Raw genomic sequence first — 17,404 nt, 5'->3', positions numbered from 1 at the left:
TGTGGCGGGCTTTCATTTGCCGCTGTCTGCAAGTTTCTCAAGGAGCGCTTCCCTGGTAACGCGCTCCTGCGTGCCGGCCGTCATGTCCTTTAGCGAGAAGAGGCCTTCTTTCAACTCGTCTTCGCCGATTATTATAACAAATCTCGAGCCGATGCGGTCGGCTTTTTTCATCTTGCTCTTCAAAGAGGCGGACGAGGCGTCGATTGTCGCCGGTACGCCGTGCCCGCGTATGGTTGCCGCTGCTTCCATGGCTGTCTTTAGCGTGCCGTCTCCCATGGTGATTATGTGGGCTGTACGGGCTGTGTCGCTTTTTTCCGGCATGGTAAGTGCTAGCCTTTCCATGCCTATGGCAAATCCGAAGCACGGGGTTTGCGGCCCGCCGAGTTCTTTTACCAGGTTGTCGTAGCGGCCGCCGGCAGCTATGGCGTTCTGGCTTCCGAGCCCCTCGGTTGCTATCACCTCGAAGGTGGTTCGCGTATAGTAGTCGAGCCCCCGGACCATGCGCGGGTTTATCTCATACGATACGCCGAGGGCATCGAGCGCATTAAGCGCGCCAGAGAAGTGCTCTTTGCAGCCTGTGCAAAGGTGCTCGCGTATGGACGGGGTGTCCTTTGTCGCCTCTATGCAGTGCTCTGACTTGCAGTCAAGGGCCCTTAGCGGATTTTTGTCCATTCTCCGTTTGCAGTTGTCGCAAAGCGAGCCTGTCTTTGCCGATAAAAACTCCGAGAGCATTGCCTTATACGAGGGCCTGCACTCCTCGCACCCAAGCGAGTTGACGTTCACCGATACGCCTTTTATGCCGATATTCGTGAACAGTGAAGCCAGCATTGCTATTGTTTCCGCGTCCGAGAACGGCCCTGCGTCCCCAAGCACCTCGGCGCCGAGCTGGTAGAACTGGCGGTAGCGTCCTTTTTGCGGCCTTTCGTAGCGAAACATGGGCCCGGAGTAAAAGATGCGCGTAACAGGGCTTTCGTAGAGTTTATGTTCGATGTATGCCCTTACGGCCGAGGCAGTGCCCTCGGGCCTTAAGGCAAGAGAGTCGCCGCCGTTATCCTTGAAAAGGTACATCTGCTTTTCGACGATGTCGGTTGTTTCGCCAATGGTTCTTAGAAACAGTTCCGCGCGCTCGACTATAGGAAGCCGTATCTCCAGGAACCCGTGGAGCGCGAATACGCGCCGTGCCTCTGCCTCTATCTTGGCCCATTTGCTGCATTCGTTTGGCAGTATGTCGTTAAAGCCTCTTATGGCGGTTATGCTCATGTTGTTTTGAAATGTAGAGGGCCGCCTTCAGGCGTCCTCACTACAGGTGTTTTTAACATATAAGGAGATAAAGGGCAAATCGTAATTTCAGTTCCTGTGCCGGCGGCACGCGGCCGGGGTGCGGCGAAGAGGTTTCTTCGGGGCAGGGCTTTATTTCTGGTCCTTGCCCTTTAGCGATAGGCGGTCCATTATGATGTCGTCTATGGACGAGCTCTTTGCCTGCGCCGGGGGGGCTGCTGCCGGGGCAGGAGCCGGGGCCGCTGCGGCAGGCGCCGCTGCAGCAGGTTTTGGTTTAAGTTTTCCGGCTATTGCCGGGTGCTCGTCGAAGGCGCCGTTAATGAGCTCCTTCATGAGCTTCTTGTGCTGCTCGGTCATTATTTCTTTCACAACGTCATCGAGCTTGTCGCTCTTAAGGATGTCCTCGTACGTGGTCTTTCTCGAGGCAAGTATTGCTCCGCCTATGAAAAGGTGAGTTGTGATGACGGGGTTGTTTCTGCCTCCGTCCTCGGTCTGTATGTGAAATGTCTCGCCCCGGTAGGGTATGTTCTGATTAAGGCCTAATTTCATAAAATCCGTAAACTCCGTTTATCCTTATTTTTTACCATAGTTACATGCCGTTTGCAAGCATGCTGAAAATGTTTATGATGGCGATGCGCCTTGACACCCTGTCCGGTTTTTTAGTATTGTTAAGGAACGCGGTATTTTAAAGGGTGTTTTCCTATGGGGGTGGGGTATGGCCAGGCAGCCGGTTGAAAAAAATAAGACAATAGAAGTGCTAAGCGGCAGGGTAAAGGTGCTCAGGCCTTCGAGGGAGTTTTCCGAAAAGGCGCATATCGGGAGCCTTAAGCAGTACGAGAAAATGTATAAAAAGTCCGTCAAGAACCCGGAAAAGTTCTGGGCAAAGGCGGCAAAGGAATTCCTCTCCTGGGACAAGAAATGGACAAGTGTTCTCAAGTACGATTTTAAAAAGCCTAAGATAGAATGGTTCGTTGGCGGACGCTTAAACGTTTCCTATAACTGCCTTGACCGGCACGTAGAAGGGCCGCTTAGGAACCGCGCAGCAATCATCTGGGAGGCTGACGACGGCACTGTAAAGACCTACACCTACCAGCAGCTCCTTACCGAAGTAGACCGTTTCGCCCGTGTGCTTCTTGACAAGGGCGTAAAAAAGGGCTCTCGCGTCACAATCTACATGCCCATGATACCGGAGCTTGCTATTGCCATGCTTGCGTGCGCAAGGATAGGCGCAATACACAGCGTAGTGTTTGGGGGCTTTAGCCCGACGTCCTTAAGGGACAGGATAATAGACTGCCGCTCCGATACTGTTGTGACAGCAAACGAAGGTGTCAGAGGCGGCAAGGCCGTTTCGCTAAAGACCAACGTTGATAAGGCGCTCGAAGAATGCCCGTTCGTTAAAAGCGTCATCGTCTTCAAGAGAACAGATGGCAAAACACCCATGACAGAGAAGCGCGATACGTGGTGGCACGATGATATGGCAAAAAGCAAGGGCGGTGTTTCTCCGGTGTCCATGGACTCCGAAGACCCGCTCTTTATTCTTTATACCTCGGGCTCCACAGGAAAGCCGAAGGGAGTGCTTCACACAACAGCCGGGTATCTTCTCTTCTCTGCAATGACATTCAAGTACATATTCGACTACCGCGACGAAGACGTCTACTTCTGTACTGCGGATTTGGGTTGGGTAACCGGGCACAGCTACATTGTCTACGGCCCGCTTGCTTGCGGCGCAACGTCTCTCATGTTCGAGGGCATACCCACGTACCCGAACCCGGACAGGTTCTGGGAGATTGTCGAGAAGCACCGCGTAAATACCATATACACCGCGCCGACTGCCATAAGGGCGCTTATGCGTTTTGGTGCCGAGTGGGTAAATAAGCGCGATACATCCAGCCTAAGGCTGCTTGGAAGTGTTGGAGAGCCCATAAACCCGGAGGCATGGCTCTGGTATCATAAGATAGTTGGAAAGGGAAAGCTGCCGATAGTCGATACGTGGTGGCAGACAGAGACCGGCGGCATACTTATCTCCCCGCTTCCCGGCGCAATGGGGCTTAAGCCCGGGAGCGCTACAAAGCCGTTTTTTGGCATAGTGCCGAAAATCCTCGATGAGCAGGGTAAAGAGGCAAAGCCTAACGAGGGCGGCTATCTTGTAATCGAAAAACCTTGGCCCGGAATGTTAAGAGGCACTTACGGCGACAAGACGAATAAGCGTATGAAGGAAGTCTATTTTAGCCGCTTCCCCGGATACTACCTTAGCGGCGACGGAGCGCGCGTTGACAGGGATGGCGATTACTGGGTCATGGGCAGAATAGACGATGTTGTGAATGTCTCTGGCCACAGGCTCGGCACCGCAGAGATAGAGAGCGCGCTTGTTGCGCATAAGGCCGTTGCAGAGGCAGCTGTTGTTGGGTATCCGCATGAGGTAAAGGGCGAGGCGCTCTACGCGTACGTGCTACTTAAGGAAGGTATCGAGAACTCGGATAAACTTAGGGCCGAGCTCCTTGACCACGTGAAGGTCGAGATAAGCCCGATTGCGAGGCCCGATAAGCTTCAGTTCGTTGCCGGGCTTCCAAAGACTCGTAGCGGAAAGATAATGCGCCGCATCCTCAGGAAGGTAGCAAAGGGAGAGACCGAGGACTTGGGCGATATCTCAACACTTGCCGACCCGGCCGTTGTCGAAGGCATTGTGAAGGAGAGGTTGTAGGGAGGGGTTTAGAGCGGCGGCTTATTTCTGCTGCTTCTTTTGGACTTGATGCCACGGTCGTAAAAATAAAAAAAGGAGGGTCTCAAAGACCCTCCTTTTGCTTTTCGTGCTATTACGACTTCGGTCCTGTTGAGGACGGCGCCCCTGTTCTTGGTCCGCCAAACCCTCCCGGGCCACCAGGCCCGCCTGGTCCGCGGCCTTCTTTCCTGTCTCCGCCAGGACGCGGCCCTTTTCTCATGGCCTTTGCCCTGCGCTTTGCAGCCTCTGCGCGTTTACGCTTCTTCTTAACGCTCGGCTTTTCGTAGAACCTTCTCTTCTTTACTTCCTTGAAGGTCCCATCCTGCGCGAGCTTTCTCTTGAGAATTTTGAGAGCCTTCTCGAGCTGATCGTCGAATACCTTGACCTCTGACAAATCCGTTCACCCCCTTGCATTGCGCGGCCATAGGTGTTTTCGGGCCGTGCTTTGTGTCGAAGCCAAAGATTATACAGGAACAGGGGCGGTAAGTCAAATATTTACGCCATAAACCCGCGATTTGGCCGTGATGCTTCGTTGCGTGGAATTTTTGGTCCTCGACGTATCGAACGGGATACGCCTGCGGCCAAAAATTCCACGCGCCTCGCCTGACGGCCAACTTGCGGGTTTTTGATAGGGAGAATATTTTAGGTGGTTTTCGATTGTCTTAGTGATGTTTAAGTTCGGTTGTGTTTTAGCTATTTCTATTTGTGCGACTTGACTTATTGCTACGAAGTATAATATATTTAATTAACATGTTCGAAGTAAATTATGGTAGGGGGCTTCTATGAGTAGAGAGTTAACGCCGTGGAGATTTGTAGTTAATTGTTTGCATGTAGCCAAAGGGCCAATTAAGATCGATAGTGAATTCTGGAAGTATACTAGTACTGCCTCTGCGGCTGTGAGCGGGAGCCTTAAAAATGTTACTATAGTTAGTGATCACTATAGTCTAGACGAAGTTATTAATTTTAAACCAATTTTATTGTGTATCGATTATGGCAAGAAGACGATAGAATTGGACAAAAGTATAGATGAGAACTATTTAAATAATATAGTAAACTATGGTATAGATGATGATATAAAGAAAAAACTACCTGGGATAATTGACAAGGCATATCAAGAGTTCAAGGGGTACAACAAATAATAAATACAAACCCACATGAAACTTATTTTAGATGCAGTTCATGGATATGTCGAAATAGACGACAAAATTTTTACTGACTTCATAGATACGCCGCAGTTTCAACGTTTAAGAAATATCAAGCAAACTATCATCGATGTTCTTTATCCCTCCGCAACACATTCGCGTTTTGAACATTCTATAGGTGTTTATTATCTAGGCAGGCGGATAATCGATAGTATCATTAAAAAAAATGATGCTAATGAGAAAATTGCTATGTTGGCAAAAAAGTATCGTCCAACCGTTGAGTTGGCGTGCTTGTTGCATGATATAGGGCATGCGCCGCTTTCTCATTTGGGGGAACAATTTTATCCAGATAGTGCGAAGTTGTTGGAGGAGTTGAAAGGCGAAGGGGTTGATTTAAGTAAATGCGATAAAAAACCAGCTAGCCATGAAGTTATGAGCTGTCTTGTCGCATTGCGTAAATTTAAGCCACAGATAAAAAAGTATAAAGTTGATAAGGATCTGTTTTGTAGGATGATTACAGGTGTTGATTGTACTCAGGGTGTGGATAAGAGTTTTAAGAATGCCCTGATTAATATATTATCTGGAGCCTATGATTCAGATAAAATCGATTATATAATGCGAGATTCTAATTCGGCAGGTATTGTTACTATGGTGTTAGATATAGCAAGGATAGTCGGCTCATTCAATATAATTAATAAGGATGGTACATATATTTATGTGATCGAGAAGTCTGGTTTTAGTGTTGCGGAAAAAGTGGTTGAAAACAGGAACTACCTTGTCAGGTGGGTGTATAATCATCATAAAGTGCAGTATTGTTTTGAGATTGCCAGAAGGTATTTGAGAAAAATTAAAAATGATAACAAGAATTTTGTCAAACTTTTCTCTTACGATGCGATTACAGGTAAAATAAAAACAGGAATAAAGTATGTTGAGGAAGTAGAGTTGATAGACGATATAGATATTTGGAAACTTTTGAAATATTATTGTGCTCATGATGCTGTGTGTGAGTTTTACAGAAAAAAACTTTTCGATAGACAACATTTTAAGCCTCTCTGGAAAACAGATATAGAGTTCGACAAGTTTCTTGCTGCGCAGAATCACATTGCAGCTATTTGGAAGATAATTGAGTCTATGGCTGTGGAAGTGCCAGAAGACAATATTGAAAAGAAAGTTATCGAATTGAGTGGAGGCAAGTTGACCGCAAACGATTTTCTAATTTTCATGAGAGCTCCGAAATTATCGTATCCACTGGCCTACTCAAGAGAAGCACAATTCTATTTGCCAAAGACAAAAGAGTTTGTTGAGGATGATAAGCTTTTTTCAAGATCATTACAGGAAGTAGCTAAAGAAAAAAGGAAAATGTTGTATATGTACTGTGACAACTCGGCTAATTATAAGATTATTATTAGTGCATTGTCCCGTATAGCGTCTTGAGATGGTTTTGTTGAGTAAAATATTTAGTGTTGAAAATCTGTTTAAAGTGTAAGAAGGCATGATTTTCAAATATTAAGTTGGCAAAGTGAGAGCGCGAACTTTTTTCGCCCCTTCCCAAACTGTCGCTGACGAAGTATCACGCAAAAATCGACGGTTTCTTTATAACCACCATACCCCTGTTACAGTCCAGCCCTATCCCTGGCAGTTGACACCTTCAAAACCCATGCTATAGTTTAATATGCTTTAAAAACCGTTTTCGGAGGAGAGCATGGATAGAAAAGGCGCTATTACGTTTAAAGGCAATGCGATGACGCTCGTTGGCGTTGAGCTTAAGCCCGGGAGCAAGGCCCCGGAGTTTGGCGTTGTGGATGCGGCGTTAAAGGAAGTAACGCTCAAGGACTTTAGCGGCAAGGTAAAGGTGATTAGCGTTACGCCTTCGCTCGATACCCCTGTGTGCGATGCGCAGGCCAGAAGGTTCAACGAAGAGGCAAAGGCGTTTCCCGAGTCCGTCGCAGTCATCAATATGAGCATGGATCTGCCGTTTGCGCAAAAGCGGTTCTGCTCTAGCGCTGGAATAGACAGGGTAACCACTCTCTCCGACCATCGCGAGGCGTCATTTGGAAAGGCATACGGCGTGCTTATAAGGGAGTTCAGGCTTCTTGCAAGGGCTGTGTTCATAATAGATAAGGATGATATTGTCCGGTATGCGGAGGTCGTGAAGGAGGCAACCGATCATCCTGATTACGCCAGGGCAGTCAGTGAAGTGAAAAAGCTTTTGTAATTTGTTTGAAATGTGTGGATAATTTCCAATGCCGCCTTGGCAATTTTGGCTAAGGCGGCGTTTTTATTGAATATTTTGTGGGCGTGCTTTTGCAGGCATAACTTGAAAACCAAGCACAGCTATGGTATATTTATAACTTCGCATTTTTATTTAAGGTTTTTTTCTTTAGGAGCAGAGGCGGGCGTATTTTACTGGCATTATCCCGGGGGCGGCATCTATGAGCGACGAGAGCAATACAAAAAAGAAGTCGGAAGATAAAAAAGCCATATCCAATGTCGTGCGTCTTGCTGTAAAGAGGCGTCTTAAGAAGAAACCTGTAAAGGCATCGTTCTCGAAAAAGAGCTTTTTCTTCCCAGCTCTTTTGGACACCATTCCAATTCCCATATATTACAAGAACACCGAGGGCGTGTACCTTGGCTGCAACAAGGCCATGGAGGAAGTCCTTGGCATGTCAAAAGAAAAGTTTATCGGCAAGAAGGTGGGAGACCTTGCGCCAACGGAGTTCGCCAAGGCGCACGAGGAATCGGACGCAGAGATACTAAAGAAGTTAAAGCCCCAGACCTATGAAGCAAAGGTGCTTGCAAAGGACGGGACGCTAAGAAGCGTAATGTTCAGTAAGTCCGTGTACTACGGCATGGACGGCAAGGTCGCGGGAATCGTCGGCGCAATGGTGGACATGACCGAGTACCGCGCAAATGAAAAGAAGCTCAAGCAGGGTGAGGACTTCCTTAAATGCCTCATCAACACCATTCCGGCCCCGATATTCTACAAGGACACAAACGGCGTGTATATCGGCGGCAATAAGGCTTTCTTCGATTTTGTAGGTATAAAGAGGGAAACGCTCATAGGCAAGACAGTCTACGACGTCGCGCCAAAGGAGCTTGGCGATAAGTACAAGGCCATGGATGACGAGCTCTTTGAAAATGGCGGCATACAGCGTTACGAGTTCAATGTAAAGCACGCCGACGGCATGAAGCGCGACGTTATCTTCAATAAAGGCGTTTTTTACGGCGAGGACGGCAAGGCCGCAGGCCTTATCGGCTGCATGACAGACATAACGCAGCACGTCAGGGACGAAAAGGAATATGCCGATAGAGAAGAGCTCTTTAGAAGTCTTGTCGAAACAACCAACTGCATCGTCTGGGAGGTGGACCTTAAAACACTTAACTTCACGTACGTAAGTCCGCAGGCCAGCGCGATAACCGGTTACAGCCCAAGCGAATGGAAGAACTTCGAGTCCTGGGCAGCGATGATTCATCCGGACGACAGAAAAAAGGCCGTTGAGTTCTGCCAGCTGCAGACGTCCAAGGGAATAGACCATCAGTTCGAGTACCGCGTTGTGAGGAAAGACAGAAAGGTCATCTGGATACGCGACATAGCCAATATCGTAAGAAAGAATAACGAGGTAACGGGCCTGCGTGGCTTCCTTATAGACATCACGGGGATTAAACGGGCAGAGGAAGAGGCCGTTGCCGTGAGAAACATGCTAAAGACCGTGCTCGACGCAATTCCGGCGCGCGTTTTCTGGAAGGATAAGAATCTCAAGTACATTGGCTGTAACGCGGCCTTTGCGCGCGACTCGGGCATGAACGAGCCCGATGCGCTTACAGGCAAGGACGATTTTCAGATGGGCTGGAAAAACGAGGCAGAGCTCTACCGTGCCGACGACAGGCGCATCATGGCGCTTGGCGAGCCCAAGCTCAACTACGAGGAGCCGCAGACAGGGCCAAAGGGCGAGAAACTATGGATAAGGACTAGTAAGACGCCGCTTCGCGGTCCGTCAGGGGAGATTATCGGAGTTCTCGGCACCTATGAGGACATAACAGGCATTAAAAAGGCGGAGGAAGAACTTAAAAAGGCAAAGGTAATAGCCGATAGCGCCAACAAGGCAAAGAGCGCGTTCCTTGCGGCCATGAGCCACGAGATAAGGACTCCTTTAACCGTTATCACAGGTATTGCCGAGCTTCTTGGAGAATCTAAGCTCGATGCAGAGCAGCAGCGAAAGGTCACTATGTTAAAGACCGCAGGCGATACGCTTATAAATATCGTGAACGAAATACTGGATTTCTCGCGCGTCGAGAGCGGGCACGTGGAGATGTATGTCTCGCCGTTCAATCTTAGCGAGCTTGTCGATACAATCGTAGAGATGATGACCTTAAAGACCGCTGAAAAGGGAGTGGCATTTACATATTCGATAGACAAGGAAGTGCCAAGGGCGCTCGTGGGCGCCGGACTAAGGCTAAGAGAGGTGCTTATGAACCTCATAGCCAATGCCATAAGATGCACGGAGGGCGGCGGCAGGGTTGGGCTTAGCGTGTCGCTAGATACTAGCGTGATTCACAGCGACAAGGAAACATCGCTGCTCTTTAAGGTCGAAGATACCGGCATCGGCATACCCGAGGATAAGAAGGCGTTCATATTTTCGCCGTTTGTGAGCTCCGACCAGATGCGCGGCGGCATGCGTCAGGGCACGGGGCTCGGGCTCGCCATATCCAGGCGGCTTGTCGAGTTGATGGGCGGGCGCATATGGTTCGAGAGCGAGGAAGGCAAGGGCACGGTGTTTAATTTTATCGTCCCCTTTGATCTGCAAAAGGGCGCGCAGAGGGAAGTTGTAACGGAAGTCAGGCAGGCGCCGGTCAGGAAGGCTGCGGCAAACAGAACATACAAGGTTCTTCTTGTCGAGGATTCCGGGCATATACGCGAGATGGTAAAGTTTTTCCTTAACGAAGGCCCTTACGAAGTACGTGCCGTTGGGGACGGGCTTTCCGGGGTTCTTGAGTTCAAGGAGGGCAACTACGATATCGTCATAATGGATATACAGATGCCTGGCATAAGTGGTTACGAGGCAACGTCAAGGATACGCGAGCATGAGAAGGAAAAGGGGCTTCGTCCGGTTCCAATCATTACTCTCTCGGCGCATGCTTTGAAGGAGCACGAGCAGATGAGCCTCGATGCGGGCGCAACGCGGCATGTGACAAAGCCTGTCAAGAAGCAGGAGCTTCTTACGGCGATGCAGGCATGTCTTGAAGAAAGCGATGCCGTGGGGGCCGCTGAGTTCGTTTTGAAGGTTAAAAAAAGCGATATTGAAGAGGCAAAGCGGTTCCTTGCATCCATGCTGGAGAAGGTCAACGGGCTTTTGGCTTTGCCAAAGGACGATAGCGTTGCCGGGGCTGCCGGGCTTCTGGAAATGTGGCACGGCTTTATCCTGGGGCGCGAGGGTTTTCTTACCTTAAAAGAGTTCACGGCGCAGCTTAAAAAAGAAGCCGATGCCGCGAACGGCAAGGCCGTTATCGATGCGCTTGGCAGGATACAGGTTTACCTCAAGGCCGTAAGGGTCGTGCCCGAGTAGCTTGTGCTTATTTATCCGGCAGCGTTGCATTATTTCGTTTGCGGGCTATACTTTTGATTGATGGGCATGAACCTGTTTTGCAAAAGGAGGCGCAAATGAAGGTGCTTATTGTTTTTTATTCGATGTACGGCCATGTATACGAGATGGCAAAGGCGGTTTTGGAAGGCGTTAGGGAGGTAAAGGGCGCGGAGGCGGTTTTAAGGCGCGTCCCCGAGACACTTCCGCAGGGAGTGCTCGAAATGATGGGCGCGGTTGAGGCGCAGAAGGCCCTTGCCGATATTCCAATCTGTACCGTAGAAGAGCTCGGGGCCGCGGACGCCGTTATATTCGGCACTCCCACGCGCTTTGGCAACATGTGCGCTCAGATGCGCCAGTTCCTCGATGCAACGGGCCAGCTCTGGCAAAAGGGCGCGCTGGTCGGAAAGGTCGGCGGCGTGTTCACAAGCTCGGCAACCCAGCACGGAGGCCAGGAATCTACAATCCTCACATTCCACACGAACCTTCTTCACCATGGCATGGTAATAGCAGGTCTTCCTTACGCCTTTCAGGGCCAGATGCGCACCGATGAGATTACAGGGTGTTCGCCTTACGGGGCATCCACTATAGCAGGGGGCGACGGTTCGAGAAAGCCGTCGAAGAACGAACTCGACGGCGCAAGGTTTCAGGGCAGATACATAGCTGAAATAGCAGCAAAACTTTCCGTAAAGAAGTAGTCAGGTTCAGAAAAATCATCCAAAGGAGCCAAACATCATGGCGGTCAAGAAAAAAGGCGAAAAATATGTTTGCAAGAAATGCGGCAACGAGGTCGAGGTAACGTACGCAGGCGGCGGCACGCTCGTGTGCTGCGGCGAGGACATGCACCTACAGGCAGGTAACTAATCGTTTTGTAGTCAATGGCCGTGCGCGGTAACGGCGCTTTCCGTTGGAAAGTTTGCCGTGCTGTTTTTGAAAGGGTCTTTCCAAAGGCGTGTGGTACGGAGAAATAAGCGCTTGTTCACCGGGCCGGTAATAGGGCCCGGCCGAGTTTTCGGTATATTCACTTCGAGGGAAGCCCTGCTTTTTTTCGTGCCGTGTCCGGGACATAAGCTGTTATGTAAGGATATTGAAAGCAGACAGGGCTAAAACCGTTTGCCCTGTGGCAGGGGATTGGCTTACGAAGACACTTAGGGGGTAATAATACCGAGGGAGGGGTTATGAGTGTTAGCAGGAATTTTTCAAAGAGTACCAGGAAAAAGGCCATAGACACGGCAAAGGATCCGTATATCGCGAAGCTTGGCGATGTGGACGCCATGTGCACGGTGTGCTCGGCGCTCTATACCGGAAAGAGGTGGCGTCTTGCGAGCCTTAAGGATATGGAGAAGAAGGCACGGTACAAGAAGGTTGTGTGCCCTGCTTGCAGGAAGATACGCGATAACTTCGCGGCCGGATACGTAACACTTAGCGGCGGTTTTGTCGACGGCCACCGTAATGAGCTCCTAGGGCTCGTGAAGAACAAGGAAGCCAGGGCCATGTATACCAATCCTCTTGAGCGCATAATCGAGACCAGGGTCAAAAAGGGCTCAATAACGATAACCACTACTACCGAAAAGCTTGCGCAGCGCATCGGGCAGATGGTTACGAAGGCCTTTAGCGGTGAAATCGAGTACAAGTGGAGCTCGGATACAAAGATAGCGCGCGTGTACTGGACAAGGGAAAGGTAATCTTTCGGGATGGGGCAGATGAGGGAGGCAAGCCTTTACCGCTCACTCGAAGGAGGCAGGGTCGAGTGCCTGCTCTGCTCGCATAACTGCAAGATCGCCGACAATAAGCGCGGCATATGCGGGGTTAGAGGCAATGTCGGCGGAAAGCTCTATGCCCTTAACTATGGTAAGCTCATTGCCGAGCATACCGATCCCATAGAGAAAAAGCCGCTCTTTCATTTTCTTCCTGGAACGCGTTCTTATTCCATAGCAACAGCCGGGTGCAATTTCAGGTGCATGCACTGTCAGAATTCCGATATCTCGCAGATGCCAAAGGAGAAAAAGATAATACTCGGGGCCGACACCGGGCCCGAGGAAGTTGTTGCAACGGCCGCCTCGGAGAACGCGGCGAGCATATCTTACACATACACCGAGCCTACGATATTTTACGAGTTCGCGCGCGATGCAGCACTTATTGCGAAGAAAAAGGGATTTAAGAACATATTCGTCACAAACGGCTTCATGTCGAAGGCCTGTCTCGAGGACGCAAAGGACTGGCTCGACGCGGCGAACGTTGATATAAAGGCCTTTACCGAGGATTTTTATAAAAAGATATGCGGCGCAAGGCTAAAGCCCGTGCTCGATAGTGTTGTAACCATGCGTTCTCTTGGCATATGGGTCGAGCTTACGACACTTGTTATTCCGGGTAAGAATGACTCCGAAGACGAGCTAAGAAGCATTGCCAAGTGGATTGTCTCGGTCGATGAGTCCATGCCCTGGCACGTGAGCGCGTTCTATCCCTCGTACCGGATGATGGACGTCCCGCCAACACCGGTCGAGACGCTTCGTCGCGCCCTCGAGATAGGGTACGAAGAAGGGCTAAAATACGTTTATACCGGCAACATCCCCGGAGAAAAAGGCGAATCAACATTTTGCCCGTCATGCAAGGCGCTTATTATCGAGAGACGCGGCTATAGCGTGCTCGCCAATAATTTGAAGGACGGCAAGTGCCATAAGTGCGGCGCCTTGATAGAAGGCGTCTGGAATTGAGTATAAAGAGGAGGTTCTTATGCTTGTAGAGTTCACGGTAATGCCCGTAGGCACTGGCGAGAGCCTCGGGGATGCTGTTTCCGAGATAATGAAGATAATAGACGAGAGCGGACTTCCTTACCGCGTAAATCCCATGGGCACGGTCGTTGAAGGTAACTGGGAGGATGTGATGGCGCTTATACGCAAGTGCCATGACCACGTTGCTTCGAAGGCTCCGCGCATCATTACCGGGATAAAGATAGACGACAGGCCAGGTAAGCCCATGGACAGGATTGTCGAGAAGGTAAAGACACTCGAGCGAAGGCTTGGCAGGGAGCTAAAGAAGTAGGCCGCCACGTAGGGGTTGAATTTTTTTGCCGCGCAAAGTATATTGTTTGCTTGTGAGCAGTAGCTCATTTAATCCAATACAATGGAGGGCATGAAACTTGTTTAAACTTTTTCTTTTCCTTCATATCGTTGCCGCTCTTTTCTGGGTCGGCGGCATGCTTTTTCTAACGCTCGTCATAGCGCCTTTTCTAAGGACGCTTGAGCCGGCAAAGAAGAGCGAGATATACCAGGTCGTAGGAGCGAAGTTCAGGTTCTGGGGTTGGGTCGCGATAATAATGCTCCTTATAACAGGGCCGGTGGTTCTGTATTATATCGGCGTTACGCCGTCCATGCTCCTTGACGCTTCCTTCCATGCGTCCGCGCTTGGGAAGGCCGTGATGACCAAGATAGTGTTCGTAATACTGATTGTGCTATCGAGCCTTTTACACGACTTCTGGCTAGGGCCCGGAGCAAGGACCAACAGAAAGTATTCCTTCTACGCAATGCTCTTTGGCAGAGGTAACCTCATCCTTGCTATCATAATAGTAATACTCGCCGTTATCATTCGCGGCGGCGGGTTTTAATAAAAAAATACAGGTGGAAAACGGAAAGTGCCGCATAAATTCGACCCCGCAGGCATAGAGCGGCTTTTAAGGGAAGACCGTATTGCGCCGTTTACGCCGCGCGAGTTCCTCATAGACTCGGGGCTTCGCTCCGGCATGGTCATGGCGGATTTGGGCTGCGGCCCTGGTTTTTTCACAAAGCCCGCAGTCGATATAGTCGGAAGTGTGGGCAGGGTGTATGCCCTCGATACGCAGGAAGAGATGCTGACGGAGCTTAAGCGGCGCGTGCATGCGTACAATCTCAAGGCTGTAAGGAACGAGGAGAGCTCGGTTCAGTTAAACGACGCCTCCGTTGATTTCGCGCTCATGGCCTTCGTGTTCCACGAGCTTCATGACAGGGTAGCGGTTCTTGCGGAAATGAGGCGCATGCTAAAAAAGGGCGGCATATTCGTCCTCATGGACTGGCAAAAAAAGGTAGAGGAGCGCGGGCCGCCTTTTGAGGAAAGGATAGACGCTGCAGTTGCGCTCGACGAGGTAATGGCCGCAGGGTTCATAAGCGTTACGTTAAAGAGCATCAATGCTTCGCACTATGTCGTAAGCGCTGTTTCTTGAAGGGGAAAAGATACCCGGGGGAGCTCATATGGAAGCGCGCATAGCAGGAAAGAAGGTACAGCTCGTAACAGGCGATATAACGAAAGAAACGACCGAGGCCATAGTGAATGCCGCGAATAGCGCCCTTGCCGGAGGCGGCGGAGTCGACGGCGCCATACACATGGCAGGCGGGCCGGAGATAATGGCCGAGTGCAGAAGGATCGGCGGCTGCCCCACGGGGAGCGCCGTTATGACCGGCGGCGGCAACCTTAAGGCAAGGTTCGTTATACACGCCGTTGGCCCTGTTTTCAGGGACGGCAAGGGCGTTGACCGGGAGCACTTGAAGGGCGCGTACAGAACGAGCCTTCAGATAGCGGCGGAGAGGGGAATCGTGTCCATTGCGTTTCCGTCGATAAGCACAGGGGCCTACGGATATCCGGTAGAGCAGGCCTCGAGAATAGCGCTAAAGACGATAATAGGATTTTTGAAGGAACACGAAGAAGTGCGGCTTGTTAGGATGGTGCTTTTTTCGGAAAAGGATTATAACGTTTATGCCGAGGCGTTAAAGGCCCTTATCAGGTAGGAACCAACCGTTGTTGCCGTGTTGCCACGGATTAGAATTCCTTGAACTCGTCCTCTTCTTTATCGTTTAGCGGAATAACCTTTGCAAAGCGTTCTCTTGGCGCTGCTACCACGGCCTTTGCCGGCTTTGCGTGGCCGTTGCCCTTTTGCTGCGTAGTTTTTTTGCCTGTCGTAATCTTTCTTGTTGGTACGGCATTACTGCCGGGAGCTGCCGTTTTGCCGATGCGTGTATTCCCGGCAACAGCCGAGCCTGCCCGGCTACTGCCGTCGATGATGGAGCCGAGCTTTTCAACGAGTACCTTCATCGAGTCGGCCTGAGAGGCTAGTTCCTCGGCGCTTGCCGCGCTTTCCTCGCTCGCTGCCGATATCTGCTGCGTTACGTCGTCAATTTGGGTGATTGCCTTGGTCACCTGCTCGAGCCCGTCGCTTTGCTCTCTGCTTGCCGCACTGATTTCGCTTACAAGGTCTTCCATCTTTTTATTGGTGTCCACTATGCCCGAGAGCACGCCACCTGCTTCCGAGGCCTTTGCAGAGCCCTGGCTCGCAAGAAGCACTGACTGCTCGATAAGAGAGGTGGTTTCCTTTGCAGCCTCGGCCGATCTTTTTGCGAGGTTCCTTACCTCTTCGGCTACAACGGCAAAGCCCTTGCCGTGCTCGCCTGCCCTTGCCGCCTCTACTGCGGCGTTTAGCGCAAGGAGGTTTGTCTGGAAGGCGATTTCGTTTATGACCTTTATGATTTTCGAAACCTCGGAGCTTCCCTTGTTTATCTGGTTCATGCCGTCTATCATCTCGAATACTGTTTTTGCGCCGCGCTCTGCCGTCATCTTCGCGCCGGATGCCATCTTGTTTGCCTGGTCGGAGTTCTCGGCATTCTGTTTGACCATGGAGAACACCTGCTGGATGGATGCGCTCGTTTCCTCGAGGGTGCTTGCCTGCTCACTTGCGTTTTGAGAGAGCTGCTGGCTTGACGAAGATAGCTGGGCAGCGGCGTCATGCACCTGGTCTGCGCCGCCGGAAAGCTCGTTTATCACGGCGTATATGGGCCTTGATATGCGTCTTGCCATGATTATGCCAAGTAAAATTGCTGCGCCGAAGCCTATTATAATGGATGTAATTGTGATTGTCTTGGAGGATGAGGCATGCGTCTCTGCCGAGGCGAAGATGCTTTGAATATCTCCCTTGCGAGCACGTTCGAGTTCCGCAAGTATTGTGTCCATGTGCCGGCCGTTATCGTCAAGCTCCGAGTCTATTCGATTGGCCTCTTTAACGAGGGTAGCAAGCTTTGCCTCCAGGGCCCTTTCGGCCGCTACCTCTTTTGCGCCAAGGGAGGCGATTTTTCCCCTGGTTTCGTGCAGTTCGGTTATGACAGGTTTGAGTTCCTTGAACCTTGGCAGTATTTCATTTGCGTATGTTGAAAGGGATTTAGATACCAGGGCCCTTAGTTTTTCGTTCTTTATGGCCTCGATGCGCTCGCCTTCGACCTCTGCTCCGTTAAGCAGCGCGTTTGAATAGGCCACGAAGGCAGAGGATGCTTCTTCGTGCTCTCCCCATACGCTTTCGAAATCAGTCAGATCTTCTGAGGCAAGAAGTTCCATAAAGAAGAGCCTCTCGAGCGCGAGGTTATGCTTGATTTCCATGGCAGCGTCTGCGTGGGCGAATGTGCGCTGTGTTGCTGCATTGTCGTCGGCAACCCTGTCGAGGCTCCTGTAACCAAAGCCGCCGACGATTAACAGCAGAACGGCTATGACAAGGAAGCCGAGGGTAAGTTTTTTTCCGAGACTTAAATGGCCAAACATTTTTTGCTCTCCGGTCTTTATGGGCTCGGCTTTACGCCAAAATCAAGACAACTCTATCCGCTATTGCGCTGTTGCGTACTTGTGGTAGAACAATCCAAAGAGAAAAGAATCCGGGTGAGTGGTTACGTCAAGTC

The 17,404-nt window shown here is 50.5% G+C and carries 17 protein-coding genes; 13 read left to right on the top strand and 4 right to left on the bottom strand.

The features are described 5' to 3' along the window. Positions 1 to 12 precede the first annotated feature (12 nt). Together hisS and OEV59_04455 are read right to left on the bottom strand one after the other, a co-directional pair. Positions 13 to 1,260, bottom strand: coding sequence for a histidine--tRNA ligase (gene hisS / locus OEV59_04460; protein ID MDH4226992.1), 1,248 nt, complete (start codon positions 1,258 to 1,260; stop codon positions 13 to 15). A 150-nt stretch (positions 1,261 to 1,410) separates the two neighbouring features. Continuing rightward, positions 1,411 to 1,827 (bottom strand): hypothetical protein, encoded by a 417-nt coding sequence (locus tag OEV59_04455; GenBank protein MDH4226991.1) that lies wholly within the window; start codon positions 1,825 to 1,827, stop codon positions 1,411 to 1,413. Between the two features lie 166 nt (positions 1,828 to 1,993). Here OEV59_04455 and acs point away from each other — a divergent pair, with 166 nt between their 5' ends. Further along, the gene (acs, locus tag OEV59_04450; protein ID MDH4226990.1) at positions 1,994 to 3,979 is read left to right on the top strand and encodes an acetate--CoA ligase; all 1,986 of its coding nucleotides are present in this window, start codon (positions 1,994 to 1,996) and stop codon (positions 3,977 to 3,979) included. 112 nt (positions 3,980 to 4,091) lie between these two features. On the opposite strand, the gene rpsU is transcribed toward acs, so the two are convergent. Beyond that, a complete protein-coding gene (rpsU, locus tag OEV59_04445; protein MDH4226989.1) occupies positions 4,092 to 4,391 on the bottom strand; it encodes a 30S ribosomal protein S21 in 300 nt (99 codons plus the stop codon). 388 nt (positions 4,392 to 4,779) lie between these two features. Here rpsU and OEV59_04440 point away from each other — a divergent pair, with 388 nt between their 5' ends. The 12 genes from OEV59_04440 (at position 4,780) to OEV59_04385 (ending at position 15,475) form a co-directional block, all read left to right on the top strand. Continuing rightward, positions 4,780 to 5,136 (top strand): hypothetical protein, encoded by a 357-nt coding sequence (locus OEV59_04440; GenBank protein ID MDH4226988.1) that lies wholly within the window; start codon positions 4,780 to 4,782, stop codon positions 5,134 to 5,136. A gap of 15 nt (positions 5,137 to 5,151) precedes the next feature. After that, on the top strand, positions 5,152 to 6,573 hold the full coding sequence (locus tag OEV59_04435) for an HD domain-containing protein (GenBank protein ID MDH4226987.1): 1,422 nt from the start codon (positions 5,152 to 5,154) through the stop codon (positions 6,571 to 6,573). Positions 6,574 to 6,841: 268 nt separating this feature from the next. Next, the gene (gene tpx / locus OEV59_04430; protein MDH4226986.1) at positions 6,842 to 7,354 is read left to right on the top strand and encodes a thiol peroxidase; all 513 of its coding nucleotides are present in this window, start codon (positions 6,842 to 6,844) and stop codon (positions 7,352 to 7,354) included. A 217-nt stretch (positions 7,355 to 7,571) separates the two neighbouring features. Then, positions 7,572 to 10,703: a PAS domain S-box protein gene (locus OEV59_04425; protein ID MDH4226985.1), complete on the top strand. Its 3,132-nt coding sequence runs from the start codon at positions 7,572 to 7,574 to the stop codon at positions 10,701 to 10,703. 95 nt (positions 10,704 to 10,798) lie between these two features. Beyond that, the gene (wrbA, locus tag OEV59_04420) at positions 10,799 to 11,416 is read left to right on the top strand and encodes an NAD(P)H:quinone oxidoreductase (GenBank protein ID MDH4226984.1); all 618 of its coding nucleotides are present in this window, start codon (positions 10,799 to 10,801) and stop codon (positions 11,414 to 11,416) included. A gap of 37 nt (positions 11,417 to 11,453) precedes the next feature. Continuing rightward, positions 11,454 to 11,582: a desulfoferrodoxin FeS4 iron-binding domain-containing protein gene (locus tag OEV59_04415; protein MDH4226983.1), complete on the top strand. Its 129-nt coding sequence runs from the start codon at positions 11,454 to 11,456 to the stop codon at positions 11,580 to 11,582. A 314-nt stretch (positions 11,583 to 11,896) separates the two neighbouring features. After that, positions 11,897 to 12,403, top strand: coding sequence for a BCAM0308 family protein (locus tag OEV59_04410; protein MDH4226982.1), 507 nt, complete (start codon positions 11,897 to 11,899; stop codon positions 12,401 to 12,403). A gap of 18 nt (positions 12,404 to 12,421) precedes the next feature. Next, complete coding sequence (gene amrS / locus OEV59_04405; protein MDH4226981.1) at positions 12,422 to 13,432, top strand: AmmeMemoRadiSam system radical SAM enzyme; 1,011 nt, start codon at positions 12,422 to 12,424, stop codon at positions 13,430 to 13,432. A gap of 19 nt (positions 13,433 to 13,451) precedes the next feature. Further along, positions 13,452 to 13,760, top strand: coding sequence for an MTH1187 family thiamine-binding protein (locus OEV59_04400; GenBank protein MDH4226980.1), 309 nt, complete (start codon positions 13,452 to 13,454; stop codon positions 13,758 to 13,760). A 97-nt stretch (positions 13,761 to 13,857) separates the two neighbouring features. Further along, positions 13,858 to 14,322 (top strand): DUF4149 domain-containing protein, encoded by a 465-nt coding sequence (locus tag OEV59_04395; GenBank protein MDH4226979.1) that lies wholly within the window; start codon positions 13,858 to 13,860, stop codon positions 14,320 to 14,322. Positions 14,323 to 14,349: 27 nt separating this feature from the next. Then, complete coding sequence (locus OEV59_04390) at positions 14,350 to 14,913, top strand: class I SAM-dependent methyltransferase (protein MDH4226978.1); 564 nt, start codon at positions 14,350 to 14,352, stop codon at positions 14,911 to 14,913. Positions 14,914 to 14,941: 28 nt separating this feature from the next. Beyond that, positions 14,942 to 15,475, top strand: coding sequence for an O-acetyl-ADP-ribose deacetylase (locus tag OEV59_04385; GenBank protein ID MDH4226977.1), 534 nt, complete (start codon positions 14,942 to 14,944; stop codon positions 15,473 to 15,475). A gap of 31 nt (positions 15,476 to 15,506) precedes the next feature. Here the strand turns inward: OEV59_04385 and OEV59_04380 are convergent, their stop codons facing one another. Continuing rightward, the gene (locus OEV59_04380) at positions 15,507 to 17,270 is read right to left on the bottom strand and encodes a methyl-accepting chemotaxis protein (protein ID MDH4226976.1); all 1,764 of its coding nucleotides are present in this window, start codon (positions 17,268 to 17,270) and stop codon (positions 15,507 to 15,509) included. Between the last annotated feature and the right edge of the window lie 134 nt (positions 17,271 to 17,404).

The organism is Deltaproteobacteria bacterium (assembly GCA_029858205.1).
Lineage (GTDB): Bacteria > Desulfobacterota > GWC2-55-46 > GWC2-55-46 > DRQE01 > JAOUFM01.
The sequence above is the reverse complement of the archived record's forward strand: the minus strand, read 5'-3'. Positions and strand labels throughout refer to the sequence as shown.